Genomic DNA, 25,322 nt, shown 5'->3' on the forward strand with positions numbered 1-25,322 from the left:
GTCCCTCAGGCCCGCAGCGCGCCCATCCGGCCCTCCAGGCGGCCGAGCAACTCGGCCAACAGCCCGGCCAGTCGGTCCTGGTCCCCGGGGGGCAGGACGGACAGTACGGCCGTCTCGTAGGCGAGTTGGTCGGGCAGGATGCCGTCGACCAGGCCGCGGCCGGTGTCGGTGAGCCGGACGTGGGCCACCCGCCGGTCGCGGGTGTCGCCGCGCCGTTCGACCAGGCCGCGCTCGGTCAGCTGCTTGAGCCGCTTGGTCACGGCGGCCCCGGAGGAGAAGGTCTCCCGGGCCAGCTCCCCCGGGGTCAGTTCGTGGCCGGTGCGGCGCAGCGCGCCGAGCAGGTCGAACTCGGCGCGGCTGAGTCCGGCCCGGCGCAGCGGGGCGTCCTCGGCCTGCTGGAGCAGGGCCGCGCAGCGGTTGATCCGGCCGATGATCTCCATCGGCCCGGTGTCCAGCTCGGGATGGACGGCCTGCCACTGGCGGACGACGGCCGAGACGGTGTCGCCGCGCGCGGGCCCGGACCCGGCCCCGGCTCCGGCTCCGGCTCCGGTCGCGTCGCTTCCGAGCGTCGGTCCGCCGTTCGTCGCCGTCATGGCCGTATGTCCTCCCTCGTCCTGTCCGGGTCCCGGTCGCCGCCCGGCGCCCGGCCCGGGTCCTCGTCCCGGTCCTGCGGCACGAGCCCCTGGCGCCGTACCGTCGCCGCGAGCGTACGGTGTCCGGCCTGCTCGGTGAGCACGACCCGGTCCTCGGGCAGGGCGCGCTGCCACCACTCGCCGGCGGCGGCGTCGGCCGTGGCGCGCAGCTCGACCAGGGCGGCGGCCAGGGCGCGGCGGGCGGATTCGAGGGCGCGGGGCTGCGGGTGCGGCTCGGCGAGCAGGCGGGCGGCGTGCTCGCGGGCGCGTTCGGCGGCGGTCAGCGCGTGGTCCAGGCGGGCGCCGGCGCGCCGGTTGGTGACGGCGACGGCGGCGGCGAAGCCGACCAGCGCGCCGATGAGGGTGTCCACGAGCCGGTCGGTGATCAGGCCGGCCGCGTCCTGGCTGCGCGCGAACTCGGTGATGAGCAGCGCCATCGGGGTGACGCAGACGCTGCCCAGCCAGTAGTTGCGGCCGATCAGCGCCTCGGCGCCGAAGTTGAGGGCGAGCGATACCAGCACCAGGGCGGCGGGGTGCAAATGGGTGAGCGGGGCGAGGGCGGCGAAGACGAGGACGCCGACGAGGTTGCCGACGACCCGCTGGACGGCCCGGTGCCAGGTGAGGGTGACGTTGGCCTGGTAGAGGGAGGCCGCGGTGACCAGCGCCCAGTAGGGGCGGCCGACGCCGAGGGCGAGGGCGGCGTATCCGGCGAGGGCGCAGCCGAGCGCGGTGCGTACGGCCAGCGGGGCGAGGGGGGCCAGGCGGTGCCGCAGGGAGCGGGGCGGCAGGGACTGTTCGGCGGCCACGCCGAGGAGTTCGTCGGCGTCGCCGCCCGTCGGCGCGACGCGCGGGACGCGGCCGGTGCCGCGCAGGGCGCGGGCCCAGGCGCGCAGCCGCTCGGGGTCGGTGTCGGCGGGCGCGGCGAGGGCGACCTCGGCGCGGACCAGGAGGTGTTCGAGGGCGCGCCGGGTGCTGTCGGGGCGGGCTCCGGCGGCGAGCAGCGACTGCCAGGCGGCGTGGATCGCGGCGGCGCAGGCGGCGCGGGTCCGGGCGTGGCCGTCGCCGGTGCCGCGGGTGCCGGCGTACGCGGCCGCGGCGTTCAGGGCCTGGGCGGTGGCCCGGCGCTCGGGGCCGTGCGGGCGCAGCAGCCCGGGTGCCATGCAGACCAGCCAGGCCCAGGCGCCGGCGGCCAGGGCCAGCCCGATGTGCCCCGGCAGCCCGCCGGGGGTCTGCGGGACGAAGAGCGAGGCGGAGCTGATGAAGGTGAGGACCACATGGGCCGGCGGTCCGACCCGGGTGGCGTCGCAGACCGTCTTCTGGACCGCCGCCAGGACGGCGCCGACGGTGACGAGGACCGCGGCGTTGGTGGTCAGTGCCGAGGCGAGAAGGGCCACGGCGAGGCCGCCGACCATGCCGAGCACGACCCACGCCAGGGTGCGGGCGCGGGCGGCGTAGGGCCGGTTGTGGCCGTAGAGCGCGCACAGCGAACCGGCCATCGTGTACATGGCGAGATCGAGCCGGCCGAGGGCGAGCAGCGTCAGGTTGGGCGGGGCGACCGAGACGACCACGCTCAGGGCGGGCTTGAACCAGATGTCGGAGGGACGGCCGAGGCGGAGCGCTCCGGCGAGGGGAAGACGGTGGGGGGTCGCACTGCTCATACCATCAATTTAGCATGTGTTTTACTCGTAAAATAGTCCTGGCGCCCAGGGCATGACGGCGCGTGCTCCCCCCGATGCTCCCCGTGTACCCCCTTGCGCTCGCGTGCGCTCCGCCGCCCCGGGGCATGGCGTCCCTGGAAACGGGTCCGGAGCTTCTCCGGAGCGACCGTCGAGCGGGAGGTGCGCATGCACGGACCGGTGTCGGCAGCCTGGCTGCTGGTGGCGCTGTGCGCGGCGACCGGGGCCTACTGCCTGCTGCGGATGCGCAGCGGCGTGGCCGAGCAGCGCCGGGCCGCGGGCGGCGAGGCGCTGATGGGCTTCGGCATGGCCGCGATGGCCGTGCCGGCGGCGGTGTTCACACCGCCGGGGTGGGCGTGGCCGGCGTACGCGGCCGTCTTCGGCGCGGCGGCGCTGCGCGCGCTGTGGGCCGTGCGCGGCGATCCCGGCCATCTGCACCACCTGGTGGGCAGCGCGGCGATGGTCTACATGGCGGTGGCGATGGCCGGCGCCCCGCCCGCCGCCCACCACGGCCACGGCGGCACCGGCATCCCCCTGCTGACCGGCGCCCTGCTGCTGTACTTCACCGGCTATGTGCTGCTCTCCGGCGCCCGGCTGGTGCCCGCCGCCGTTCCCCGGGCCGGGGCCGCGCCGGACCGCTGGGGCGACCGCCCGGAACTGGCCCGGGCGTGCCGGCTGTCGATGGGGATCGGCATGGTGGCGATGCTGCTGGCGATGTGAGGACGACACCGCGCCCTCCCGGTGCGGCCGGGCCCCGCCGGGGAGCTCCGGTGGCCGCGGGGGTCGGGCGGGCGCGGGCTCGGCGTGCCCGGCCGCCGCACCGCTTGACCGCACCGGCGGGCGGATTTCCGCGGGCCGGGTCCCGGTCAGGCGTCTTGCCCGCACGACGGAACCCGGATCTGCGGCGGTGCTGGTGTTGCCGGAGGCACCGGTCTGCGCGGAGGTACGCGACCGGCCCGGGAGCCTCCGCCTGCTTCCGGTCATGCGGACTTGGCCGTGACCGCCGTATCCACAAAGATCGCGGCATGCGCGATCGTCCCACCGCTCCCCCTCCGCCGCCGCCCTCCTCCGCATCCCCGCCGCCGGCTTCGTCCGGCTCCCCGCCGCACCGCGCGGCGGCCCGGGCCGCCGTGGTGGCCGCCCTGGTGCTCGGGGTCTGTTCGGTCCTGCTGCTCGTCCTCGTCGCGGTGCGCTGGCATCCGCTGCTCACGCTGGACGGCGACATCGCCGCGGCCGCCCACCGCCGGGCGGTCCGCGACCGGGCGGTGACGCAGGCGTGCCGGGTGCTGACGGACTGGGTGTGGGACCCGGTGACCATGCGCCTGGTGTGCGCGGCGGCGGCCGGGTGGCTGGTCTGGCGCCGCGCGGCGTGGTGGACGGCGCTGTGGCTGGCGAGCGCCGTCGCGCTGGCGACGGTCGTGCAGCAGTCGGTGAAGGCCGCCGTCGGCCGCCCCCGCCCGGTCTGGCCGGACCCCGTCGACTCCGCCCACTACGCGGCCTTCCCGTCCGGTCACGCGCTGACCGCGACCGTGGTCTGCGGCCTGCTGCTGTGGCTGCTGCGCCGCCGCGGCGCGGGCCGCGCCCTGTGGCGCACGGCGGTGACGGCGGCGGTCGTCTCGGTGGCCGGAGTGGGCGTCACCCGGGTCTGGCTGGGCGTCCACTGGGCCTCGGACGTGCTCGGCGGATGGCTGATCGGCGCGCTGCTGGTGGCGCTGGCGGTGCTGGTGTACGAGCGGCGGCGGACGCGGCGGGAGGCCCCGGCGGGCCGACGGGGGTGAAGTGGCGGGCGCGGCCGCGGTGTTGCCCGACTGCTCCGGAACACTGTTGCGCGTCGGGCCCGCCGGGTCCCAGCTGCGCGCGGGATCGGCCACGGTGGCCCTCAACAGGGCTGCGTACACGACGACTTGTGCCTGCCCGGCAAACACCTGGCGCAGTGTGCCGCCCGTCTGAGACGATCCCCCGCGTCGCCCCAGACGGACGGCTTCTCCGAGCGCCCCGAACACACGGGTGCCCCGATGCGTTGAGTATAGTTGGCTGGCAGCCAGTCAACGCAGGAGTTACAGGATGTCCCCGCGCAGCGCTTCGGTCAATGAAGAATTGCGGCGGCGTTCCAGGGAACGGCTGTTGCAGGCCGCCGTCGAACTGGTGGGCGAGCGTGGGTTCGACGCCACGACGCTGGGCGACATCGCCGACCGGGCCGGTTCGGCGCGTGGACTGGTGTCGTACTACTTCCCCGGCAAGCGCCAGTTGGTGCAGTCCGCCGTGCACCGGCTGATGCACCGCACGCTGGAGGAGGCGCTGGAGCGGGAGCCGCGCACCGAGGACGGCCGGGAGCGGCTGGCCCGGGCCATCGACGCGATCCTGGGCCTGGCCCGGGACCGGCCGGTGCTGATGCGCCAGCACATGGCGGGCCTGCTCCAGGCCGAGGGCTTCGTGCAGTGCCCGGAGCAGCGCCGGCTGGCGGAGCTGCTCGGCGAGACCGTGGCCCGCTACGGCTCGCAGACGGTATCGGCCGACTACCCGATGCTGCGGGCCCTGTTGATGGGCGCGGTCTACGCGGCGCTGGTGCCGGGCGTGCCGATGCCGGTACCGGCGCTGCGGGCCGAGCTGTTCCAGCGGTACGGGCTGGACTGGGAGATGGGCGTACCCCCCGAGAGCACGACGGACGCAAAGGCGGAGGGCGAGGACCTGTCCCGGTTCTTCGCCACGGAGGAACGGCCGGAGCGGCGGGAGCGGGCCTGAGCGGGCCGGTGACATCGGCTGGGCCGGTTGCCTTGGCTGGACCGGTCGCCTCGGCGGGGTCGACGGCCTTGGAGAGGACCGACGGCCGCTGAGGGGGGAGGGCGGACGTCGGGCAGGGCGGTCGTCGGGTGGGACGGCGTCCGCTGTCGGCCGATCGGGCGAGTGGACACGCAGGGCGGTCGTACGGTCACACCCCTGACGAGCGCGTACGCGTCCGGATCACTCCACCGGCCCTGCCCGCCCGGGCCTCGCGGTGCCATGCTGGAAGCGTCCGCACGCCCCTCCTTCGGGCAAGGAGTACCGCTGTGCTGCGTGTCGCCGTCGTCGGGTCCGGGCCGAGCGGGTGTTACACCGCCCAGAACCTGGTTCAGCGTGATCCGGAGGTCCTGGTGGACGTCCTGGACCGGCTGCCGTGCCCCTACGGCCTGGTCCGCTACGGCGTCGCACCCGACCACGAGAAGATCAAGTCCCTCCAGGGCAGCCTGCGGACGGTGCTGGAGCACGAGCGGGTGCGGTTCCTCGGCGGGGTGCGGGTGGGCGGCCCCGGCGGTCTCCCGGTGGAGCGGCTGAGGAGGCTGTACCACGCGGTGGTGTACTGCGTGGGTGCCTCCAGTGACCGGCGGCTGGGGATCCCCGGCGAGGACCTGCCGGGCAGCTTCTCGGCGACCGAGTTCGTCTCCTGGTACAGCGCGCACCCGGACGCGGCCGACGCCGGCTTCCTGGGCGGAGTGCGGTCGGCGGTGGTCATCGGGGTGGGCAATGTCGCGGTGGACGTCACCCGGATGCTCGTCCGGGGTGCCGCGGAGCTGCGCGGCACGGACATCCCGCAGGCCGCGCTGGACGCGCTGACGGCGAGCGGGCTCACCGAGGTGCACATGGTGGGCCGGCGCGGCCCGGCGCAGGCCCGCTTCACCACCAAGGAGCTGCGCGAGCTGGGCGCCCTGCCCGGCACCGACGTGACCGTGGACAAGGCCGACCTGGCGCTCGACCCGGCCGACCCCGGCGCGCTGCCGGCCGGGCAGCGCCGCAATGTGGAGGTGCTGCGCGACTGGGCGGCACGGCCCGCCGAGACCGCCGCCCGGCGGATCCGGCTGCGGTTCTTCCTGCGCCCGGTGGAACTGCTCGAGGCCGGCGGCCGGGTGGGCGCCGTCCGCTTCGAGCGCACGGCTCCGGACGACCGGGGCGGCGTCACCGGGACGGGCCGGTACGAGGACCTGCCCGCGCAGTTGGTGCTGCGCTCGGTGGGCTATCGCGGAGTGCCCCTGGAGGGGCTGCCGTTCGACGCCGCCGGCGGCACGGTCCCGCATCGCGAGGGGCGCGTCCTGCGCGACGGCGTGCCCGTGCCGGGCGAGTACGTCGCCGGGTGGATCAAGCGCGGTCCGACCGGGGTCATCGGCACCAACCGGCCCTGCGCCAAGGAGACGGTGACCTCGCTGCTCGCGGACGCCCCCGCCCTCGCCCGCGCGGACGTGCCGGCGGATCCGGTCGCCGCGCTCCGGGCGGCCGGCGTCGAACCCGTGGCCTGGGACGGCTGGCTGGCGATCGAGCGGGCCGAGGCCGAGCTGGGGGCGCGGCTGGGCCGGGGCGTGGTCAAGCTGTCCGACTGGGACGCCCTGCTGGCGGCGGCACGGGTGCCGTAGGCGGCGCAGCGGCGGGAACGCCCGGGAGGCGGGACACACAGCGGCAACAGACCTGAAATCAACAAACTGTTCAAGGCCCTTACGGTCTCCTCCTGTCCGGCTGTCCGGATCCGGGTGCCGATGCCTGGAAGCCCGGATGTCCGGCTCTCCGGTCGCCCGGATGTCCGGTCGTCCGGGTGTCCGGTCGTCCGGGTCCCGCCCCCGTCCGCCGCAGATGGAGACCTCATGGCCACGACCGCAGTCGCGCACCCCGTCGACGAGATTCCCCCCGTCCGGCAACTGGCCGCCTTCGGGCTCCAGCACGTGCTCGCCATGTACGCGGGCGCCGTCGCGGTGCCGTTGATCGTGGGCGGCGCGATGCGGCTGTCACCCGCCGACCTGGCGTATCTGATCACCGCGGACCTGCTGGTGTGCGGGATCGCCACGCTGATCCAGTGCGTCGGCTTCCGGTGGTTCGGGGTGCGGCTGCCGGTCATGCAGGGCTGCACGTTCGCGGCCGTGTCGCCGATGGTGCTCATCGGGACGACGGACGGCGGACTGCCCGCGATCTACGGCTCCGTGATCGTCGCCGGACTGGCGATCATGCTGCTGGCGCCGGTCTTCGGCAGACTGCTGCGCTTCTTCCCGCCGCTGGTGACCGGCACGGTGATCCTGATCATCGGGGTCTCGCTGCTGCCGGTCGCTGGCAACTGGGCGGCGGGCGGCGCCGGTTCGAAGGATTTCGGCGAGCCGCGGAACCTGGCGCTGGCGGGCTTCGTCCTGGCCGTGGTGCTCGGGGTGCAGCGGTTCGCGCCCGTCTTCCTCTCCCGGATCGCCGTGCTCGTCGGCATCGCGGCCGGGCTCGCGGTCGCCGTGCCGCTGGGGTTCACCGACTTCGGCGGGGTCGCCGACGCCGACTGGCTGGGCATCAGCACGCCGTTCCACTTCGGGGCGCCCGCGTTCCGGGCCTCCGCCATCGCGTCCATGTTGGTGGTGGCCCTGGTGTCGATGACCGAGACCACCGGGGACCTGATCGCCGTCGGCGAGCTGACCGGGCGGCGGGCCGAACCGCGCACGCTGGCCGACGGGCTGCGCGCGGACGGTCTGTCGACCGTGCTGGGCGGGGTGTTCAACACCTTCCCGTACACGGCGTACGCGCAGAACGTGGGCTTGGTGGGCATGACCCGGGTGCGCAGCCGCTGGGTGGTCGCGGCGGCGGGCGGCATCCTGGTGCTGCTCGGTCTGCTGCCCAAGCTGGGCGCGGTGGTCGCGGCGATCCCGGCGCCGGTGCTCGGCGGGGCCGGGCTGGTGATGTTCGGGACGGTCGCGGCGAGCGGGCTGCGGACGCTGAGCCGGGTCGACTTCCGGGGCAACGGCAACCTGACCGTGGTGGCCGTCCCGGTGGCGATCGGCATGCTGCCGGTGGGCGTGCCCACGCTGTACGCGAAGTTCCCGGACTGGTTCCAGACGGTGATGAACAGCGGCATCAGCGCGGGCTGCCTGTCCGCGATCGTGCTGAACCTGCTCTTCAACCACCTTCCGCGGAAGGGCGGTTCAGCCGCCGACCGGGACGCGGGCGGCGTCGCCGAGCCGGGCGGCCTGCCGGTCGGCCGCGGCCAGGATGCTGTCGAGCAGCCCCGGGAAGAGGCTCTCTAGATCGTCCCGGCGCAGGCCGTTCATCTTGGCCGTGCCCCGGTAGACCTGCCGGACGACCCCGCTCTCCCGCAGCACCCGGAAGTGGTGTGTGGTGGTGGACTTGGTCACCGGCAGGTCGAACTGCGAACAGGTCAACTCTGCTTCTTTCGCGGCCAGTTCACGCACGATCTGCAACCGCATCGGGTCGGACAGCGCGTGCAGCACGGACTCCAGCCGGATGTGCTCACGATCCGGGTGCGGCAGCGCGCGGCCGGTGGCGGCTGTCTCGGTCACGGCGTCCGCCCTTCGTCACGGGACTCCTTCGATGACCATCGTACGAGATCTCTCATAGTTCGATATCTGCCGTAGTTTCATGTTCGTCGTAGTACGATGGATGACGTACGAAAGGATCAAGCCGTCCACGACGAAATGGAGTCCGTCATGCCCGCGCTCTTCGAGCCCCTCACCCTGCGCGAAGTGACCGTCCCGAACCGGGTGTGGATGGCGCCGATGTGCCAGTACTCGGCCGAGCCGGAGGGTCCGCTCGCCGGTGTGCCGCACGACTGGCACTTCGCGCACTACGCGGCGCGGGCCGCCGGGGGCACCGGGCTGATCCTGACGGAGGCCACCGCGATCGCCCCCGAGGGCCGGATCTCCCCGTACGACCTCGGCCTGTGGAACGACACCCAGGTGGAGGGCTTCCGGCGGATCACCCGGTTCCTCACCGAGCAGGGCACCGTGCCCGGCATCCAGCTCGGTCACGCCGGCCGGAAGGCGTCGACCGACCGTCCGTGGAAGGGCGGCGGACCCGTCGGGCCGGAGGCGCACGGCTGGCAGCCGGTCGCCCCGAGCGCGCTGCCGTTCGGCGAACAGCACCCGGTGCCGACCGAGTTGACGGTGGACCAGATCCAGGAGATCGTCGGGAAGTTCGCCACCGCCGCGCGCCGGGCGCTGGCCGCCGGCTTCGAGACCGTGGAGATCCACGGCGCCCACGGCTACCTGGTCAACGAGTTCCTCTCCCCGCACTCCAACCACCGCACGGACGCCTACGGCGGCTCGTACGAGAACCGCACCCGGTTCGCCCTGGAGATCGTGGACGCGGTGCGCGAGGTGTGGCCCGCGGAGAAGCCGGTGCTGTTCCGCGTCTCCGCCACCGACTGGCTCGACGAGGGCGGCTGGACCGCGGACGACACGGTCCGCTTCGCCCGTGACCTGCACGCCCACGGCGTGGACCTGCTCGACGTCTCCACCGGCGGCAACGCGAACGGCGTCAGCATCCCGACCGGGCCCAACTACCAGGTGCCGTTCGCCGCCCGGGTGAAGGCCGAGACTCCGCTGCGGGCCGGCGCCGTCGGGCTGATCACCGAGGCCGGGCAGGCCGAGAAGATCCTGGCGAACGGCGAGGCGGACGTGGTCCTGCTCGGCCGCGAACTGCTCCGCGACCCGTCCTGGGCCCGGCGCGCCGCCCGCGAACTGGGCGCGGAGATCCGGGTGCCGATCCAGTACCACCGGTCGGTCTGACGCCGGTACACACGGCCGGACCGCACCGGGCGGACCGCACGGAGCGGTCCGCCCGGTGCCGGGTCCGGTGCCGGTGCCGGTGCCGGTGGCCGTACGACCCCTTCCCGGAAGAACTACGCACCCGGCGTCCCGACCCGCCGGCCGCCCTCGAACTACGCGCGGGGCGAAATGCCTCATCACCCGGCTGTCTCCACCCCACAGTGGTGATCATGCCGAACCGCGTAGCCGTCCTGTCCGACATCCACGGAGTCCTGCCGGCTCTGGAGGCAGTGCTCGCCGAACCGGATGTCCGCGCCGCCGACCGCATCGTGCTCACCGGCGACATCACCGCCGGCCCGCAACCGGCCCAGGTCCTCGACCTGCTGACCGGCCTCGGCGACCGCGTCAGCTGGATCAGCGGCAACGCCGACCGCGAACTCCTCGAATACCGCCGGGGACGACGCGACACGATCCCCGATCCGATCGCTCCCTGGGCGGCCGCACAACTCCGCGAGGACCATCTCGGCCTTCTCGCCTCGTTGCCCCGGTCCCTCTCCCTGTCCGTGAACGGCCTGGGAAAGGTGCTGTTCTGCCATGCCACCCCCCGGGACGACGAGGAGGTCGTCCTGGTCGACTCCTCACTCGCCCGATGGCAGGAGGTCTTCGACGGACTCGGTCCCGACATCCGGACCGTGGTCTGCGGGCACACCCACATGCCGTTCGTCCGCCTCGCCCACGGCCGACTGGTGGTCAACCCCGGCAGCGTCGGGATGCCCTACGGACGGACCGGAGCGCACTGGGCCCTCCTGGGTCCGGGAGTCGAACTCCGCACCACCGACTTCGACATCGAGGCCGCCGTCACCCGGCTCGGCCGGGACTCCTCCTACCCCGGAATCGCCGAGTGGGCCGACTACTTCCTCCATGCTCGCGCGACCGACACCGACGCCCACACGGCCTTCGCCCCACGGGACGGCCGCGACCACTGCCCGTGACACTCACCGGTAGGCGGCGTGTCGGTCGGCCCCGGCCGCGGCCGCCCCGGCCGTCAGCTCGTGGGCAGGAGCCGTCCCACCGTCCGCTCCAAGCGGGGCAGTGACCGCTGGCCGGCCAGGGCCAGGGCGATCGCGGCCACGACGCCCGCCCACGCGAACGGGCCGAGCGGAGTGCAGCCGAACGCGCGGCTGACGACCGGGGTCTGGACCACGGCGACGAGCGCCAGCGCGGAGCCCAGCACGGTCACCTGCACCAGCCGGCTGTCCCTCCGGTCGAGCAGGGTCTGCACCAGCTGGGTGCCGACCACCCCGCACAGCGCCATGGTGCTGGAGCGGCGGGCGGTGCCCGGGGTGAAACGGCCGATCAGCCAGGCCGTGACCGCGCCCAGGCAGGTGGTCAGCGCCCGGTGCCGGATCTGCCTCAGCAGCGGGGCGCCCAACACCGCGGAGGCGTCCTCCGGCGACCCGCCGCGCGCCCGGACCGTGCCCTGACCGTCCTCCTTCTCCGTCACCGCCACCGCCATCGACGGGAAGAGGTCGGTGAACAGGTTCACCATCAGCATCTGCCGGGTGGACAGCGGCGCCCGCCCGGACAGCAGGGTCCCGATGATGCCGAACCCGACCTCGCCCGCGTTGCCGCCGATCAGGATGGCGATGGCGTCGGCCACGCTGTGCCACAGGGCGCGGCCTTCGCCGACCGCGTCGACCAGGACCGTCAGATCGTCGTCGGTCAGCACGATGTCCGCCGCGTTGCGGGCGGCCGCCGAGCCCCGGGCGCTGATGCCGACGCCGATGTCCGCCGCGCGGATCGCCGCGGCGTCGTTGGCGCCGTCGCCGACCATGCCGACCACCCGGCCCGCGTCCCGCAGCGCCTCCACCACCTGGAGCTTCTGCTCGGGCGCCACCCGGGCCACCACGCCCGCGTCGCGCAGCATCCGGGCCCGGGACGCGCGGTCGGCGGCGGCCAGTTCGTCGCCGGTGACCACCACGGTGTCCGCGGGCCAGCCCAGGTCGGCGGCGATGGCCCGCGCGGTCTGCGGATGGTCGCCGGTGAGCATCACCGGTCGTACGCCCGCCCCGTTGAGCGCCTCCACCAGTGCCGTGGAGGTCTCGCGCGGTACGTCGGACAGCGCCAGCAGGCCGATGAACTCCAGGTTCTCCAGGGGCCGTTCGAGGGCCTCGTCCTCCTGTTCGCCCGTATCGAGCCGTCGTTCGGCCACCGCGAGCACCCGCAGCCCGTCCCCGGCCAGCGCGTGGGCGGTGTCGGCGGCGTGCTCCGGCAGCCCGGCGCAGGCGGGCAGTACGGTCTCGGGGGCGCCCTTGACCACCAGCACGGGCGGGCCGTCCCCGGCGCGGCCGACGGCGGCGGCGTATCCACGCGCGGCCTCGAACGGCAGGTCGGCGCTCCGGGACCAGTCCGGGTCGGGCGGGGCCGCGGCGAGCACGGCCTCGTCGGTGGCGTGCACCGGCCGGTCGGAGCCGCCGTCGAGCTGCGGACAGGCCCGCGCGGCGGCCCGTACGGTGTTCTCGGCGCCGGCGTCGTCCACGGCGTGGACCTCGCCGGCGGTGTCGGCGGTGCGCACCAGACGCAGCCGGTTCTCGGTGAGCGTGCCGGTCTTGTCGAAGCAGATGGTGTCCATCCGGCCCAGCGCCTCCAGCGTGCGCGGGGTGCGCACCAGGACACCGCCCCGGCTCAGCCGGCGGGCCGCGGCCAGCTGGGCGACCGTCGCCACCAGCGGCAGCCCTTCCGGTACGGCCGCCACGGCCACCGACACCCCGCCGCTGACCGCCTCGCGGATCGGGGTGCCGCGCAGCAGCGCCAGGCCCGTCACCGCGGCGCCGCCCCCCAGGGTCAGCGGCAGCGCCTTGCGGCTCAGTTCCTGGAGCCGGGCCTGCACGCCACCGGCCGGGGGCGTGCGCGCGGCGAGGTGGACGGCGCGGGCGGCCTCGGTGCGGTCGCCGGTGTCGACCACGACGGCCCGGGCCTCGCCCGCCACCACCGTCGTCCCTTCGAAGACCATGCAGCGCCGGTCGGCGACGGCGGCGTGCGGGGTGGGGTCGGTCTGCTTCTCCACCGGCAGCGACTCGCCGGTGAGCGCGGACTCGTCCACCTCTAGGCCCTCCTGCCACAGCAGCCGGGCGTCGGCGGGCACCACGTCGTCCGCCTTGAGCTGGATGACGTGGCCGGGCCGCAGCCGGCCCGCGTCCACGGTGCGGGTGCCGCCGGCCGGGGCCTCGGCCTGCGGCGGTACCAGGCGGGCCTTCTGCTTCTGTTCCGCGACGAGTCCGGACAGCGCCCGTTCGGCCCTGAGCCGCTGGAGGCCGCCGACCAGGGCGTTCAGGTCGAGGGCGCCGACGACGAGCAGCGCGTCCACGACGGAGCCGAGGATCGCGGACGCCGCCGAGCCGACGGCCAGCACGGGGGTGAGCGGGTCCTGGAGTTCGCTCCGCACGGCCCGGCCGAGCCGGTAGGACCAGCGGAGGGGCGCGGCGGCCGGATGCGCGACGACGCCCTTCGCCGCCTTGCGCACCCGTGCGGCCGGCGCGGCGGCCCCGGTGTCGGCGGCCGGTTCCCGGGCCAGCCGGTTCCGGGCCTCCTCCGCGTCCAGCTCGTGCCAGTGCACCCGGGGCCGTGGGTGCGGGGCGCGGGCCGTCGCCACGCCGAGCGCGGCGCGCACCCCGGACAGCAGCGCGGTGGCGGCGCCCGCGTCGACCGGCGCGTGCCGCAGCCCCGGCAGCACCGCCCGGCGGCCCCTGCCGCCGCCGGCCTCGCCGACGGCGACGAGCAGCCCGGACAGCGCGGCGCCGGAGCGGGCCAGCGTCTGGGCCCGGCGGCCGACCCGGCGGGCGGCCGGGACCGCGGTCAGGACCCGCCACACGTCGGGCAGGCCGTGCAGGGCGAGCAGGTCGGCGCCCCAGACGACCGCGCCGTCCCGGTCGGTCAGGGCGAGGGCGATGTCGGCGGCGCGCAGGGCGGCCAGGACGTCGTGCTCGCCGGCCGCGCGCACCCGCGCGACCACCAGGACGGCGCCCTCCTCGCCGCGCGCCTCGTGCACCACGTCGTCCAGCGGCCGGCGGGGGTCGACGACCTGGTCGGCGAGGCCGGTGAAGTCCTCCAGGGCCGGATCGTCCACAAGGACGACCCGCAGTCCGGCCCGGCGGGCCGCGTCCAGCACCGGTTCGGCCCACGGATCGGGCTCGCCGTCCTCGGTACGCAGCGCGCCGGGGTGCAGTACGACGGTGCCGGCCATCTCCAGCTGGCGCAGCCGCTCCGGGGCGCGGACCAGTACGCCGGTGCGGGACAGCGCGCCGGAGAGTACGGCGTGGAAGGCGGCCGGGCCGTAGCGGGCGGCCTTCGGGGAGCCGGCCAGCACCGCCTCCGCCGCCTCGGTGGCGTCGTGCTTGACCAGCAGGGTGGCCGCCGCGCCCAGCAGACTGCCGGTGGAGGCGTGGGCGGCGTACTCCTGGGCCGGGGAGACGCGCAACGGGGGACGGGCCGGGCCGTCCGGGGCGAGGCTGACCCGCTGCGGAGCGCACAGCCGGTCGTGCACCGCGTCGAAGGCTGCCGAGCGGGCCACCGTCTCGGCCACCTGGCAGGCGCGCAGGGCGCCGTCGAGTATCAGCGAGGTGGGGCTCTGCCCGGCGCCGTGCACGGCCGCGTTGGCACAGGCCAGCGCGAGGTCCATGCCGGAGTCGCCGAGCCGGGCGCGCAGCCGGTCACGGAAGCGCGGGTTCTCCCGCAGCAGGGTCACGACGGCGGTCACCATCCGGGGGGATGGCGGCAGCCGCAGCGTGTAGGCGGTCAGGGCCACGGCGATGCCGACGGCGTCGGCGGCGAGCGTGGCCGCGGCGGCGCGCACCCCGGCCGGGTCGGCGGGGTGCGTGGTCTCGGCGACGTCCCCGCCGGCCAGCGCCAGGCCGTGCCGTTCGGCCAGGTCCGCGGCGTGCGCGAGGACCCGGTCGGCGGCCTGTTCGCCGGTCGCGGTCACCACCAGGCGGGCGAGGCCCTGGTCCCAGTAGGCGACGAGCACCTCGGGATGCTCCTGAAGCGCCTCGGCCACCCGGCGCGCCAGGTGCGCGGTGCCGCCGGCGCGCCGCGCCTGGTCCCGCTCCAAGGGGCGTACGGCCAGATGGGCGCGGGCACCGGAGCGCCAGTGAGTACCGGCGCCGGGCAGCGCGTTGCGGGCCACCCGGGCGACCCGTGCGGCGGTGTCCGCGCCGCGCACACCGGCGCGCGCGGTACTCGCGGCGGCACCGGCGGCCATGCCGACCGCCGGTGCCGCCGCCCGCGCGAGCAGGCGTGGTGCCGCGGGCAGCAGCCGTACGGCGGCTGTGGGCGCCGTCAGCAGTCCGGCCACCATGACCTCCTAGAACGTGGTGCGGTCGGGCCGGGCGGTCGGTCCGAGCGGGCCTGAGGACGTCCTGGTCGCGGACGTCCCGGGGGCGTGGCCGGCCGCGGGCGGCCCGGGCGCCTCGGTGTGTCCCGGACCTTTGGCGCGCCCGGGGGCGTGGTCGGCCGCATGGCTCCCGCTGCCACCCGGCGCGCCCTCGACCGCCTGGCCGTGTCCGGCGCCGGACCTGAGGGCCGCGGTCCCGAGGTCGTGCGCGGGCTCCGGGCGCTGCCCGGTGTCCCCGGCCCGCGCCGGCCGGTCGGGCCGGGGCTGGGTGAGCCAGGCCACCGCCGCGCCGGTGAGCGCCACGGGCCACTCCACCACGCCCGCCACGCCGAGCACCCCGGCGCCCGCGTACACCGCCATGCGCCGGCCGCGGGGCGAGACCGCGCCGATCTTGTCGAGTGTCTCCTCGGCGGCCCTGCCCACCGTTCCGGCGCCGGGCACCCTGCGCAGGACCGAGGCGGCGCCGTGCAGGGGCGCCGTGAGGACCGACGACGACTTCTGCTCAGCCATGACTCTCCTCGGGGGTGAGATCGCCTTACGTGCCCACCGAGTGCCCGCGACCGCGCTGGTCATCCCCCTTACCCGGGGGACACCCACTGCTACCAGGAAACCTCTCGGCCCCGCGCGACGCCACCCCCGCCCGCCGGCACGGCCGGGCGTCGAGCGGTGCGCGGGAGGCTCGCGCCCCGCGCCGGGGTGTCATGCGGGGGGGGCGGCGATCTCCGGGCGCGGCACGCACGGCCGGCCGCCTCCGGCCGGACGGGTACGTCCTCCTGCCGTACCGGTGCGCCCTCCTGCCGGGCGGTGCGCCTCCGCAAGTGATCAACCCACCGTGCCCACGCTCCCGTTGAGGCTGAACGCGGTCGGGCCGAATCCGGTGACCTCGGTGAGGGTGGCCGCCTGGACGGCCCCGGTCCGTGCCTCGGCCGGGGACGCGGCGCGGCCGAGGACCGCGAGGAGCGGCGGCAGGACGCCCAGCAGGGAGACGAGTGCGGTACGCGGGCCGGTTCTCGGCTGGTGCGGTGTGGGGGCACGTCACCTGTCCCTTCTGATTGCGGGCCATGCGGAGGGGGCGTGCTGCGTGTCGCACAGGGGCGTGCTGCGTGCGGGGGGCGCGGGAGGGCCACCCGGCATCGTGGCATGGGCACGGGGGTTATGGAAGCGCTCCCACCTCACTTCTCCCGACCCGGAAAAGCGCTGCGCGACCGTTGACTAGAAAGCGCTTGCATCCTACGGTCCGTTCATCAGCGTGACCGCACGGCACGCAAGGAAGCCGTTCCGGCCGCACGCTCTCCGCAATCGAGTTCTCCATGGAGTACACGGTTCACGTACATAACCCCCACAGAGCAGCACCCCACGGAAGAAGGCATTTCGGGACATGACCTCATCAGCGACCTCGCGCGGTCTGCTCGGCGGACTCGCCACCCTCGGACTCACGCTTGGCATGCTCATGACCTCCGGAGCGCCGGCGGACGCGGCCACCTGGCCGACCCCGAACGGCAGCCAGGCGGTCTCCTCCACCATCTCGGTGTCCGGCACCAAGGACTACGGGATGAAGCGGCTGTACGGCAGCGGCGACCTCGGCAGCGACGGCCAGGACGAGGACCAGGGGCCCCTGCTGGAACTGGCTCCCGGCGCGGTCCTCAAGAACGTCGTCATCGGCGCCCCCGCCGCCGACGGCGTCCACTGCCTGGGCAGCTGCACGCTGCAGAACGTGTGGTGGGAGGACGTCGGCGAGGACGCGGCCACCTTCCTCGGCTCCTCGTCGTCCAACGTCTACACCGTCAGCGGCGGCGGGGCGAAGGAGGCGAGCGACAAGGTGTTCCAGTTCAACGGCGCCGGCACGCTGAACGTCTCGGGCTTCGCGGTGAAGAACTTCGGCACGTTCGTCCGGTCCTGCGGCAACTGCAAGACGCAGTACAAGCGGACGATCAACCTCAGCGGCATCGAGGCGACCTACAAGGGCAGCAGGCTCGTCGGCATCAACACCAACTACGGCGACAGCGCGACCCTGCGGACCATCACGATCGTCGGCGACACCGGCAAGAAGATCGTTCCCTGCCAGAAGTACATCGGCAACAACACCGGCGCCGAACCGACCACCAACGGCTCGGGCCCGGACGGCACCTACTGCAAGTACTCCAGCTCGGACATCACCTACAAGTGAGCCCCGCGGCCGGGCCGCCGACGACGGCGGCCCGGCCGGTCGGTCTCCTCGGCCAGAACCCGGACCTCCGCGGCGGCGAGGCCGCTCACCTTCGCGTCCGGACCCAACCGCCGGACAGGGCAGCCGCCTCGGCGATCGGCCTGGCGTCGGCGTGGGCCGCCGCACGGGTGGGCCGCCGGACCACCCGTGCGGCGTCGCCTTCTCACGGAAGGCGGACGCGGGCTCCGGCCTGCCCGCGGTCATGCGATGCGCGCCACCCCGCCCCAGCCGGCGCGGTCGGTGAGGCGGCCGGTGTTCGCGTCGGGGCGCCAGCGAGGCCAGCTCGTGAAGCCGGGCTCGATGAGTTCCGTGCCTTCGAAGAGTTCCACGGCCACCGACGGCTCACGGAAAACGTACGGGATCGCCCCGGACCGGTTGTATTCGTCCTGCACCACTTGGTGCTCCGGGTCGGACGCGGTCGAGTGGCTCAGGGAGAGATAACTTCCCGAAGGGAGCCGGTCCACCAGCCTGCGTACGAGCCCGCGCGCCTCGTCCCAGTCCACGATGTGGCCCAGAACATCGTTGATGACCAGGGCGATCGGCTTGTTCATGTCCAGCGTCTCGGCCGCGCCGTCCAGGACAGCGTCAGTGTCGCGCATGTCGCTCTGCACGTAGGCGGTAGCGCCCTCGGGAGTGCTGGTGAGCAGCGCATGGACGTGGAGCAGCACGATGGGGTCGTGATCCACGTACACCACTCGCGAGTCGCGCGCGATCCGCTGTGCGACTTCGTGGGTGTTGTCGCGCGTGGGCAACCCGGCCCCGAGGTCGATGAACTGACGGATACCGGCGTCCCGGGCCAGGAACGTGATGGTGCGCCGCAGAAAGTCCCGCGATTCGCCCGCGAACGGCACGATGTCGGGGTATTTGCTGCTGTAGGCGTCGCCGGCCGCCCGGTCTGCCGGGTAGTGGTCTTTCCCGCCCAGCCAGTAATTCCAGACGCGAGCGCTGTGAGGAACGGACGTGTCGATCCGGGGCGATGGACGAGTGGGCTCGGTCATGCCGGTACTTCCTTCGACTCATCAGGGTGCGGGGCGATGACGCAGGCGTGGTCCACGAGCACGTGACACGCCGTCATTTCCTGGAGCCTACTTGCCACTTCGGCGCTTCCGGACAGCCTTCCTCCACGAACCACGTGGCCGGGGATCTACGGCACATCGACCCCGTACATGTACACCTTCTCGTCCCGGCCCCCGCAGGGGGTGACCCGGCCGCGACCCTCTTCCGGTGCAGGCACGGCGCATGCGCCCCCGCTACGCCCCGCGCGTCCCGAGCCCCGCGCCGAGGTCCCGTCGATAACCGGCGTACGCCTTTCGCAGTTCCTCGCCCGGCCAGTCGGCGGGCAGCAGGGCGGGCGGCAGGACGGGGTCGGTGAGCAGATGGCGGACGGCCGCCGCGTAGGCGGTGAACCGGTCGGCCGGGTGGTCCGCCCGGGCCGCGCGGGCGAGCAGGAAGCGCGCGGTGGCCGCCCATTCGCCCAGCGGCCACAACCGGGCGGCCAGCGCCCCCGCCGGCCCGTCGGGACGGGCCGTGTACGTCAGCGCCACCCGGTGCACCTCGGCGGGCAGCGGCCGGTCGAGGTTGGCCGGGCGCAGCCACACGCCCTCGCGCAGTTCGGCCAGGCGCAGGGCGGTCAGCCGGGCGCGCAGGTCGGCGCGTTCGGCGGGGCCGCGCCCGCTCGCCGTGATCACCACCATCTCCCAGTCGCCGTGCCACGCGCGCGTGCGCGGCCGTACGGCGTCGTCCTGGCGCCGCTGCCGCTCCAGCAGCCGGTCGCTGAGCCGGTAGACGGCGTCCGTGCGCCGCAGGTCTCCGGCGGTCACCATCCGGCTCAGCGCGGCCCGCAGTGTGGAGCCGCCGATCCCGAACGGCTCCACGAGCCGGACCAGGTCCCGCACCGGCAGCTCCGGCGGGTGCGCGCCGAGGAGCAGGCTCAGCACCACCGACCGGGCGGACAGCGGTCGCAGGGCCCCCGGGTCCGGCACCGGCCGGTCGGGCTCCGCCGGGACGTTCACGCACATGGACCCGTACTGTACGTGCGCCGGCTTATTGCAGCATTGCTACGACCGCACGGAAGATACAACATGCTCGTATGGTCTCGATTCCCGCGCAGTCGCCGCCTCCGCCCCGGTCCGGCACCCACGACGTCACCAACCAGCCCCCGCCGCTCGCCCCGTACGACGCCTCGGACGACCCGGCCCTGCTGGAGGGGCTGCGCCGGGAGGGCGCCGGATGGGCCGAGGAGAACCTCCGGCGGCTGGGGGCGCGCGCCGGGAGCGCGCAGGCGCAGGAGTGGGGCGAGCTGGCGAACCGGTACGAGCCGGTGCTGCGCACCCACGACCGCTACGGCCACCGCGTCGACGAGGTCGACTTCCACCCCACCTGGCACCACCTGATGCGGACGGCGGTCGCCGAGGGCCTGGCCGGCGCCCCGTGGGCCGACGACCGGCCGGGCGCGCACGTGGCCCGGACCGCGGGCGGCCTGGTGTGGGGGCACACCGAGGCCGGACACGGCTGCCCCACCTCGATGACGTACGCGGCCGTACCCGCCCTGCGCGCCCAGCCGGAACTGGCCAAGGTGTACGAACCGCTGCTCACCAGCCGGGAGTACGACCCCGAGCTGCGGGTGCCCACCGACAAGCCCGGGCTGCTCGCCGGGATGGGCATGACGGAGAAGCAGGGCGGCTCCGACGTCCGCACGAACACCACCGCCGCCACGCCCACCGGGGAGCCGGGCGTGTACACGCTGCGCGGGCACAAGTGGTTCACGTCGGCGCCGATGTGCGACGTCTTCCTGGTGCTCGCGCAGGCCCCGGGCGGGTTGTCGTGCTTCCTGGTACCGCGCGTCCTGCCGGACGGCAGCCGCAACACCTTCCGCATCCAGCGGCTGAAGGACAAGCTGGGCAACCGCTCCAACGCCTCCTCCGAACCGGAGTTCGACCGGACCGTGGCCTGGCTGGTGGGGCCGGAGGGGCGGGGCGTGAAGACCATCATCGAGATGGTCAACTGCACCCGGCTGGACTGTGTGATGGCCTCGGCGACCCTGATGCGCAAGACGCTGGTCGAGGCGGGCCACCACGCCCGGCACCGCAGCGCGTTCGGCGCCCGGCTGGCCGACCAGCCGCTGATGCGCAACGTCCTCGCCGATCTCGCGCTGGAGTCGGAGGCCGCGACGACGCTCACGCTGCGCCTCGCCGGCGCGGCGGACCGCGCGGTGCGCGGGGACGCCGGGGAGCGGGCCTTCCGGCGCATCGCCACCGCCGTCGGCAAGTACTGGGTCACCAAGCGGGGCCCGGCCTTCACCGCCGAGGCCCTGGAGTGCCTGGGCGGCAACGGGTACGTCGAGGACTCCGGCATGCCCCGGCACTACCGGGAGGCCCCACTGCTGTCGATCTGGGAGGGCTCCGGGAACGTCAACGCGCTCGACGTGCTGCGCGCCCTCGGCCGGGAACCGGAAACCGCCGAGGCCCTGTTCGCCGAACTCGCCCTGGCACGCGGGGCCGACGCCCGCCTGGATACGACCGTGGCCGCGCTCAAGGACGAACTGGCCGGAACCGATCAGGTGGGCGCCCGCCGGCTGGTCGAGCGGATGGCGCTCGCGCTCCAGGCCTCCCTGCTGGTACGGCACGCCCCGCACCCCGTCGCGGACGCCTTCTGCGCGTCCCGGCTGGGCGGCGACTGGGGGCACGCGTTCGGCACCCTGCCCTCCGGGACCGGCCTCGACGCCATCCTGGAGCGCGCCCTGCCCGGCCGGGACTGACCACATCGCGCGCGTGCGCGTGCCCGCGCCGGCCATCGCCCTGCCACCTCCGTGACGCCGGTCCGCGCCGCGCGTGCCCGCGCGGACCGGCCCCCGGCCGGGACGGCGGAGCCACACCCGGCGCGCGTGCGCGTGCCCATGACAATCGACTGCCGGCGTCGTCGGTGCCGTGGCGCGCACGCCCGCGTGGGAGAACGGCGTACGGCGGGGTGGCCGGACACGACACCAAGGGGCTGAGCCGCTTGTGCGGGGGGCCGGTGAGGGCGCCACGGGCCGCCGTCGGGCGAGGCGGGCACCCTGTTTCCGGGCTGGGAACCGAGGACCGGTGACCGATGGTCAGACCATGCGTCCCCACTGCGGGCCGAGGCGGGCCCATTCCGTGTCCCACGCCCGCATGCGGCGGCGCTCCAGGCGGCCCCGTACGGCCAGGCCCGCGACGCAGGGCACGGCGGCGGCGCTCACACCGACCAGGAGGCCGATCAGGGTGGCCCGTAAGGCGGCCTCGGAGGCGCCGACGGGGCGGTCGACGAGCCGGCCCCGCTGGTCGGTCCAGACGGTGACCGGCGTGCCGGGCCCGCTGCCGGAGCGCACCCGGATCCGGCCGGTGTGGGAGGAGCCGTCGGCCGCCGTCCAGCGGACCTCGGTCAGGTCCCGCTCCCCCGCCGAGGCACGGTCCTCCCGCGCGGCGGACTTCGCCGGGACCGGCGTCACCACCCGGGCCACGGTGGGCCGCCGCAGGGCCCGTTCGCGCGCGAGCCCGTGCTCCACCGCGCCGGCCGCCGTCAGGCCCGCCAGCACTCCCGCCAGGACGGTCAGCAGGAAGGCGCCGAGCACCACCCATGCCTCCACCACGTCGGCCCGGCGCCTGAGCGGGTTCCGCCGCCAGCGCCACAACCACACCTTCGGACCACGGAACGCCTTCAAGGGCATCCATCCTCCTCACGAGCGCACCGACCGGCCGGACCGCCCCCTCCCGTACGGAAGGGATCGCTCCGCTGCTCACGACGAGCCGTCACCCCGACGGTCGCACGAGACACCCCACTCGCGCAGGCGCATGCCGGAACGGAACCGGCCGATCTTCGCCACTGACCGATGACATGAGCCGTGAGCAGCGGGGATACCCATGGCGGGGGGATTGTCAGTGGTGGGGTGCACACTGGCCGACATCTGACGACTACGCGGACAACGGTGTCCCGGAGGTGATCGGCCATGGCCGAGGTACTGCTCGCGGTGGGAACCCGAAAGGGCTTGTTCATCGGGCGGCGACGGAGCGGCGGCCCCTGGGCGTTCGACGAACGTCCGTACTTCAACGCGCAGGCCGTGTACTCGGTCGCGATCGACACCCGGGCGTCCCGGCCCCGGCTGCTGGCGGGCGGCTCCAGCACACACTGGGGGCCGTCGGTGTTCCACTCCGACGACCTCGGCCGCACCTGGACCGAACCGGCCCGGCCCGCCGTGAAGTTCCCGAAGGACACCGGCGCCTCGCTGGAGCGCGTCTGGCAGCTGCACCCGTCCGCTGCCGAGCCGGACGTGGTGTACGCGGGCACGGAACCGGCCGCGCTGTACCGCTCGGAGGACCGCGGCGAGAGCTTCGTCCTGGTCCGGCCGCTGTGGGAGCACCCGTCCCGGTCCCGGTGGGTACCGGGCCTGGGCGGTGAGGGCCTGCACACGGTGCTCACCGACGCCCGCGATCCGCGGTCGGTGACGGTGGCCGTCTCGGCGGCGGGGGTGTTCCGCACGACGGACGGCGGCGCGAGCTGGGCGCCGGCCAACTCCGGGGTGTCGGCGGTGTTCCTGCCGGACCCGTATCCGGAGTTCGGCCAGTGCGTGCACAAGGTCGCCAGGGACGCGCGCACCCCGGACCGGCTGTATCTCCAGAACCACTGGGGGGTGTACCGCAGCGACGACGGGGGCGCGCGGTGGACCGACATCGGCGCGGGCCTGCCGTCCACGTTCGGCTTCGCGGTGGCCGCCCACCCGCACCGGGGGGACACGGCGTACGTCTTCCCGATCGACGCCGACGTCGACCGGGTGCCCGCCGGGCACCGCTGCCGGGTGTTCCGCACGGCCGACGCGGGCCGCTCCTGGGAACCGCTGGCCAAGGGCCTGCCGGAAGCGGACCACTACGGCACGGTGCTGCGGGACGCCCTGTGCACGGACGACCACGACCCCGCCGGGGTGTACTTCGGCAACCGCAACGGCGAGGTGTTCGCCTCCGCCGACGACGGCGACAGCTGGCACCGGCTGGCCGCCCACCTGCCGGACGTCCTGTGCGTACGAGCGGCGGTGATCGGCTGACCGGCCCGCGGACGGACCCGGCCGCACCGCCCCCGCGCGCACCGGCGGCGGGGCGGCCGGGCGGGCCGGTGCGGGTGGCCGGACCCGGTCGTGCTCCGGCCGTCGGTTGATCGGCGACGGGTGTACGGCAGTAGGGTGACGCCCGTGGCACCACGACCGTTGCATGAAATCGTCGAACCGGGCTGGGCGAAGGCCCTCGAACCCGTCGCGGGGAGGATCGCCGAAATGGGCGACTTCCTGCGCGCGGAGATCGCCGCGGGACGCACGTACCTCCCGTCCGGACCGAACGTCCTGCGGGCCTTCCAGCAGCCCTTCGACGAGGTACGCGTCCTGATCGTCGGTCAGGACCCGTACCCCACCCCCGGGCACGCGGTGGGGCTGTCGTTCTCCGTGGCCCCGGAGGTACGCCCGCTGCCGCCCAGCCTGATCAACATCTTCCGCGAGCTGCACAGCGACCTCGGGCTGCCGCAGCCGTCCACCGGGGATCTCACCCCGTGGACACAGCAGGGCGTCCTGCTGCTCAACAGGGCGCTGACCACCGCGCCGCGCAGCCCGGGGGCGCACCGGGGCAAGGGCTGGGAGGAGGTCACCGAGCAGGCGATCCGGGCGCTGGCGGCACGCGGGAAGCCACTGGTGTCCATCCTGTGGGGCCGCGACGCCCGCAACCTGCGTCCGCTGCTCGGCAGTCTGCCGGCGGTGGAGTCCGCGCACCCCTCGCCGATGTCGGCCGACCGCGGCTTCTTCGGCTCGCGCCCGTTCAGCCGGGCCAACGACCTGCTGATGCAGCAGGGCGGACAGCCGGTGGACTGGCGTCTGCCGTGACGGCTTCCGGGTATCTCGCCGTGGACTCCGGCGGTTCCGGCCTCCGGGTCGCCGTCGGTGTGCCCGGGCGGGAGCCCTCGGCGCGGGGCGAGACCCGGGAGCCGGTCCGTACCGGTGCCCGGGGCATCGACCCCGCCCACCTGATGGCCCAACTCGTCCCGGTGGCCCGCTCGCTGGCCGCCGAGGCGGGACTCGACGCCCTGCCCACGGCCGTCGTCGGGGCGGCCGGGTTCGCCAGCCTGGGCGACGCCCTGCGCGCCGAACTGCCCGGCGCCCTCGCCCGGGACCTGGGCGTGCGTGCCGTGGCGCTGGCCGCGGACGCCGTCACCGCGTACGTCGGCGCCCTCGGGCCGCGACCGGGCGCGGTGCTGGCCGCGGGCACCGGACTGATCGCCGTCGGCACGGACCTGACGGGCTGGCGGCGGGCCGACGGCTGGGGGCACCTGCTGGGCGACTGCGGGGGCGGCGCCTGGATCGGGCGGGCCGGTCTGGAGGCCGCGCTGCGCGCCCACGACGGCCGCGACGGCGGTTCCGCACCGCTGCTGGCCCGCGCAGAGGAGCGGTTCGGCCCGGTGCGCGGCCTGCCCGGCCTGCTGTATCCCCGGGCCGACCGGGCCGCCGTACTGGCCTCGTTCGCGCCCGAGGTGGCCGCGTGCGCCGGGCACGACCCGGTCGCCGCGGAGGTCCTGCGCGCGGCGGCCCGGCACATGGCCGGCTCCGCCGCCGCCGTGTGCCCGTCCGACGGCGTCCCCGAAGTGGCGCTGACCGGCGGGCTGTTCAAGATGGGTGACCCGCTGCTCGTGCCGCTGCGCGAGGAGCTGGCGCGTCGGCTGCCGCATGCCCGGCAGGTGCCGGCCGAGGGGGACCCGCTGCACGGAGCGGTGCGGATCGCGACGGATCTGGCGACGGACCGGCTCACCCTGCCGGGGGATCCGGCGCTGCTGTGCGTGGTCCGCGACGGGAACGGCTGAGGGTCCCGTCCGGGCGGTTCCGCCCCGGTGCCGGGTCATGCGTCCGGCATGTGCCCGGTCCGGGTGGTATCCGGT

20 protein-coding genes are annotated in these 25,322 nt (G+C 74.9%); 12 read left to right on the forward strand and 8 right to left on the reverse strand.

Annotated elements, in window-relative coordinates; genetic code table 11:
- Window positions 1–5: 5 nt before the first annotated feature.
- Window positions 6–593 carry a MarR family winged helix-turn-helix transcriptional regulator gene (locus Srubr_RS03050; RefSeq protein WP_189993407.1) on the reverse strand — a complete coding sequence of 196 codons (588 nt, stop codon included), beginning with the start codon at window positions 591–593 and terminating at the stop codon, window positions 6–8.
- Complete coding sequence (locus tag Srubr_RS03055; protein ID WP_189993409.1) at window positions 590–2,290, reverse strand: FUSC family protein; 1,701 nt, start codon at window positions 2,288–2,290, stop codon at window positions 590–592. Before Srubr_RS03055 ends, Srubr_RS03050 begins: the two co-directional genes overlap by 4 nt.
- Before the next feature lie 186 nt (window positions 2,291–2,476).
- Between Srubr_RS03055 and Srubr_RS03060 the strand changes: the two genes are divergently transcribed.
- The 5 genes from Srubr_RS03060 (at window position 2,477) to Srubr_RS03080 (ending at window position 8,325) form a co-directional block, all read left to right on the forward strand.
- Window positions 2,477–3,028 carry a DUF5134 domain-containing protein gene (locus Srubr_RS03060; RefSeq protein WP_189993411.1) on the forward strand — a complete coding sequence of 184 codons (552 nt, stop codon included), beginning with the start codon at window positions 2,477–2,479 and terminating at the stop codon, window positions 3,026–3,028.
- 305 nt (window positions 3,029–3,333) lie between these two features.
- Window positions 3,334–4,086: a phosphatase PAP2 family protein gene (locus Srubr_RS03065; protein ID WP_189993412.1), complete on the forward strand. Its 753-nt coding sequence runs from the start codon at window positions 3,334–3,336 to the stop codon at window positions 4,084–4,086.
- Window positions 4,087–4,372: 286 nt separating this feature from the next.
- Window positions 4,373–5,050: a TetR/AcrR family transcriptional regulator gene (locus Srubr_RS03070; protein ID WP_189993414.1), complete on the forward strand. Its 678-nt coding sequence runs from the start codon at window positions 4,373–4,375 to the stop codon at window positions 5,048–5,050.
- Window positions 5,051–5,355: 305 nt separating this feature from the next.
- A complete protein-coding gene (locus tag Srubr_RS03075) occupies window positions 5,356–6,690 on the forward strand; it encodes an FAD-dependent oxidoreductase (RefSeq protein WP_189993416.1) in 1,335 nt (444 codons plus the stop codon).
- A 225-nt stretch (window positions 6,691–6,915) separates the two neighbouring features.
- Window positions 6,916–8,325 (forward strand): nucleobase:cation symporter-2 family protein, encoded by a 1,410-nt coding sequence (locus tag Srubr_RS03080; protein WP_189993418.1) that lies wholly within the window; start codon window positions 6,916–6,918, stop codon window positions 8,323–8,325.
- On the opposite strand, the gene Srubr_RS03085 is transcribed toward Srubr_RS03080, so the two are convergent.
- Window positions 8,224–8,598, reverse strand: coding sequence for an ArsR/SmtB family transcription factor (locus Srubr_RS03085; protein WP_189993420.1), 375 nt, complete (start codon window positions 8,596–8,598; stop codon window positions 8,224–8,226). The genes Srubr_RS03080 and Srubr_RS03085 overlap by 102 nt on opposite strands.
- Before the next feature lie 147 nt (window positions 8,599–8,745).
- On the opposite strand from Srubr_RS03085, the gene Srubr_RS03090 reads away from it, so the two are divergent.
- Window positions 8,746–9,825, forward strand: a complete 1,080-nt coding sequence (locus Srubr_RS03090; RefSeq protein ID WP_189993422.1) for an NADH:flavin oxidoreductase/NADH oxidase — start codon at window positions 8,746–8,748, stop codon at window positions 9,823–9,825.
- 209 nt (window positions 9,826–10,034) lie between these two features.
- Window positions 10,035–10,796: a metallophosphoesterase family protein gene (locus Srubr_RS03095; protein ID WP_189993424.1), complete on the forward strand. Its 762-nt coding sequence runs from the start codon at window positions 10,035–10,037 to the stop codon at window positions 10,794–10,796.
- 53 nt (window positions 10,797–10,849) lie between these two features.
- On the opposite strand, the gene Srubr_RS03100 is transcribed toward Srubr_RS03095, so the two are convergent.
- Both Srubr_RS03100 and Srubr_RS03105 read right to left on the reverse strand, forming a co-directional pair.
- On the reverse strand, window positions 10,850–15,157 hold the full coding sequence (locus Srubr_RS03100; protein WP_189993425.1) for a cation-translocating P-type ATPase: 4,308 nt from the start codon (window positions 15,155–15,157) through the stop codon (window positions 10,850–10,852).
- A gap of 6 nt (window positions 15,158–15,163) precedes the next feature.
- Complete coding sequence (locus tag Srubr_RS03105) at window positions 15,164–15,703, reverse strand: hypothetical protein (protein ID WP_189993427.1); 540 nt, start codon at window positions 15,701–15,703, stop codon at window positions 15,164–15,166.
- A gap of 868 nt (window positions 15,704–16,571) precedes the next feature.
- Between Srubr_RS03105 and Srubr_RS03110 the strand changes: the two genes are divergently transcribed.
- Window positions 16,572–17,360 (forward strand): pectate lyase, encoded by a 789-nt coding sequence (locus tag Srubr_RS03110; RefSeq protein WP_189993429.1) that lies wholly within the window; start codon window positions 16,572–16,574, stop codon window positions 17,358–17,360.
- A 239-nt stretch (window positions 17,361–17,599) separates the two neighbouring features.
- Here Srubr_RS03110 and Srubr_RS03115 read toward each other — a convergent pair whose 3' ends face one another.
- Both Srubr_RS03115 and Srubr_RS03120 read right to left on the reverse strand, forming a co-directional pair.
- Window positions 17,600–18,397, reverse strand: a complete 798-nt coding sequence (locus tag Srubr_RS03115) for an SAM-dependent methyltransferase (RefSeq protein ID WP_189993431.1) — start codon at window positions 18,395–18,397, stop codon at window positions 17,600–17,602.
- 252 nt (window positions 18,398–18,649) lie between these two features.
- A complete protein-coding gene (locus Srubr_RS03120) occupies window positions 18,650–19,417 on the reverse strand; it encodes a PaaX family transcriptional regulator C-terminal domain-containing protein (RefSeq protein ID WP_189993433.1) in 768 nt (255 codons plus the stop codon).
- 71 nt (window positions 19,418–19,488) lie between these two features.
- Between Srubr_RS03120 and Srubr_RS03125 the strand changes: the two genes are divergently transcribed.
- Window positions 19,489–21,156 (forward strand): DNA alkylation response protein, encoded by a 1,668-nt coding sequence (locus Srubr_RS03125; protein WP_189993435.1) that lies wholly within the window; start codon window positions 19,489–19,491, stop codon window positions 21,154–21,156.
- Window positions 21,157–21,492: 336 nt separating this feature from the next.
- Here the strand turns inward: Srubr_RS03125 and Srubr_RS03130 are convergent, their stop codons facing one another.
- On the reverse strand, window positions 21,493–22,086 hold the full coding sequence (locus Srubr_RS03130) for an Rv1733c family protein (protein WP_189993437.1): 594 nt from the start codon (window positions 22,084–22,086) through the stop codon (window positions 21,493–21,495).
- Window positions 22,087–22,365: 279 nt separating this feature from the next.
- On the opposite strand from Srubr_RS03130, the gene Srubr_RS03135 reads away from it, so the two are divergent.
- From Srubr_RS03135 to Srubr_RS03145, 3 genes are all read left to right on the forward strand, one after another.
- Window positions 22,366–23,454, forward strand: a complete 1,089-nt coding sequence (locus Srubr_RS03135) for a WD40/YVTN/BNR-like repeat-containing protein (protein WP_189993439.1) — start codon at window positions 22,366–22,368, stop codon at window positions 23,452–23,454.
- Window positions 23,455–23,598: 144 nt separating this feature from the next.
- The gene (locus Srubr_RS03140) at window positions 23,599–24,276 is read left to right on the forward strand and encodes a uracil-DNA glycosylase (protein ID WP_189993441.1); all 678 of its coding nucleotides are present in this window, start codon (window positions 23,599–23,601) and stop codon (window positions 24,274–24,276) included.
- Window positions 24,273–25,247, forward strand: a complete 975-nt coding sequence (locus tag Srubr_RS03145; protein ID WP_189993443.1) for an N-acetylglucosamine kinase — start codon at window positions 24,273–24,275, stop codon at window positions 25,245–25,247. The genes Srubr_RS03140 and Srubr_RS03145 overlap by 4 nt, the downstream gene beginning before the upstream one ends.
- Window positions 25,248–25,322: the final 75 nt, after the last annotated feature.

The organism is Streptomyces rubradiris (assembly GCF_016860525.1).
Lineage (GTDB): Bacteria > Actinomycetota > Actinomycetes > Streptomycetales > Streptomycetaceae > Streptomyces > Streptomyces rubradiris.

What these genes read in the sequence shown, in the direction of transcription:
- Srubr_RS03120 (WP_189993433.1), bottom strand. Translation starts at nt 19,417, where the DNA reads ATGTGCGTGAACGTCCCGGCGGAGCCCGACCGGCCGGTGCCGGACCCG.
- Srubr_RS03055 (WP_189993409.1), bottom strand. Translation starts at nt 2,290, where the DNA reads ATGAGCAGTGCGACCCCCCACCGTCTTCCCCTCGCCGGAGCGCTCCGC.
- Srubr_RS03080 (WP_189993418.1), top strand. Translation starts at nt 6,916, where the DNA reads ATGGCCACGACCGCAGTCGCGCACCCCGTCGACGAGATTCCCCCCGTC.
- Srubr_RS03060 (WP_189993411.1), top strand. Translation starts at nt 2,477, where the DNA reads ATGCACGGACCGGTGTCGGCAGCCTGGCTGCTGGTGGCGCTGTGCGCG.
- Srubr_RS03125 (WP_189993435.1), top strand. Translation starts at nt 19,489, where the DNA reads ATGGTCTCGATTCCCGCGCAGTCGCCGCCTCCGCCCCGGTCCGGCACC.
- Srubr_RS03065 (WP_189993412.1), top strand. Translation starts at nt 3,334, where the DNA reads ATGCGCGATCGTCCCACCGCTCCCCCTCCGCCGCCGCCCTCCTCCGCA.
- Srubr_RS03050 (WP_189993407.1), bottom strand. Translation starts at nt 593, where the DNA reads ATGACGGCGACGAACGGCGGACCGACGCTCGGAAGCGACGCGACCGGA.
- Srubr_RS03100 (WP_189993425.1), bottom strand. Translation starts at nt 15,157, where the DNA reads ATGGTGGCCGGACTGCTGACGGCGCCCACAGCCGCCGTACGGCTGCTG.
- Srubr_RS03135 (WP_189993439.1), top strand. Translation starts at nt 22,366, where the DNA reads ATGGCCGAGGTACTGCTCGCGGTGGGAACCCGAAAGGGCTTGTTCATC.
- Srubr_RS03095 (WP_189993424.1), top strand. Translation starts at nt 10,035, where the DNA reads ATGCCGAACCGCGTAGCCGTCCTGTCCGACATCCACGGAGTCCTGCCG.
- Srubr_RS03130 (WP_189993437.1), bottom strand. Translation starts at nt 22,086, where the DNA reads ATGCCCTTGAAGGCGTTCCGTGGTCCGAAGGTGTGGTTGTGGCGCTGG.
- Srubr_RS03115 (WP_189993431.1), bottom strand. Translation starts at nt 18,397, where the DNA reads ATGACCGAGCCCACTCGTCCATCGCCCCGGATCGACACGTCCGTTCCT.
- Srubr_RS03110 (WP_189993429.1), top strand. Translation starts at nt 16,572, where the DNA reads ATGACCTCATCAGCGACCTCGCGCGGTCTGCTCGGCGGACTCGCCACC.
- Srubr_RS03090 (WP_189993422.1), top strand. Translation starts at nt 8,746, where the DNA reads ATGCCCGCGCTCTTCGAGCCCCTCACCCTGCGCGAAGTGACCGTCCCG.
- Srubr_RS03105 (WP_189993427.1), bottom strand. Translation starts at nt 15,703, where the DNA reads ATGGCTGAGCAGAAGTCGTCGTCGGTCCTCACGGCGCCCCTGCACGGC.
- Srubr_RS03070 (WP_189993414.1), top strand. Translation starts at nt 4,373, where the DNA reads ATGTCCCCGCGCAGCGCTTCGGTCAATGAAGAATTGCGGCGGCGTTCC.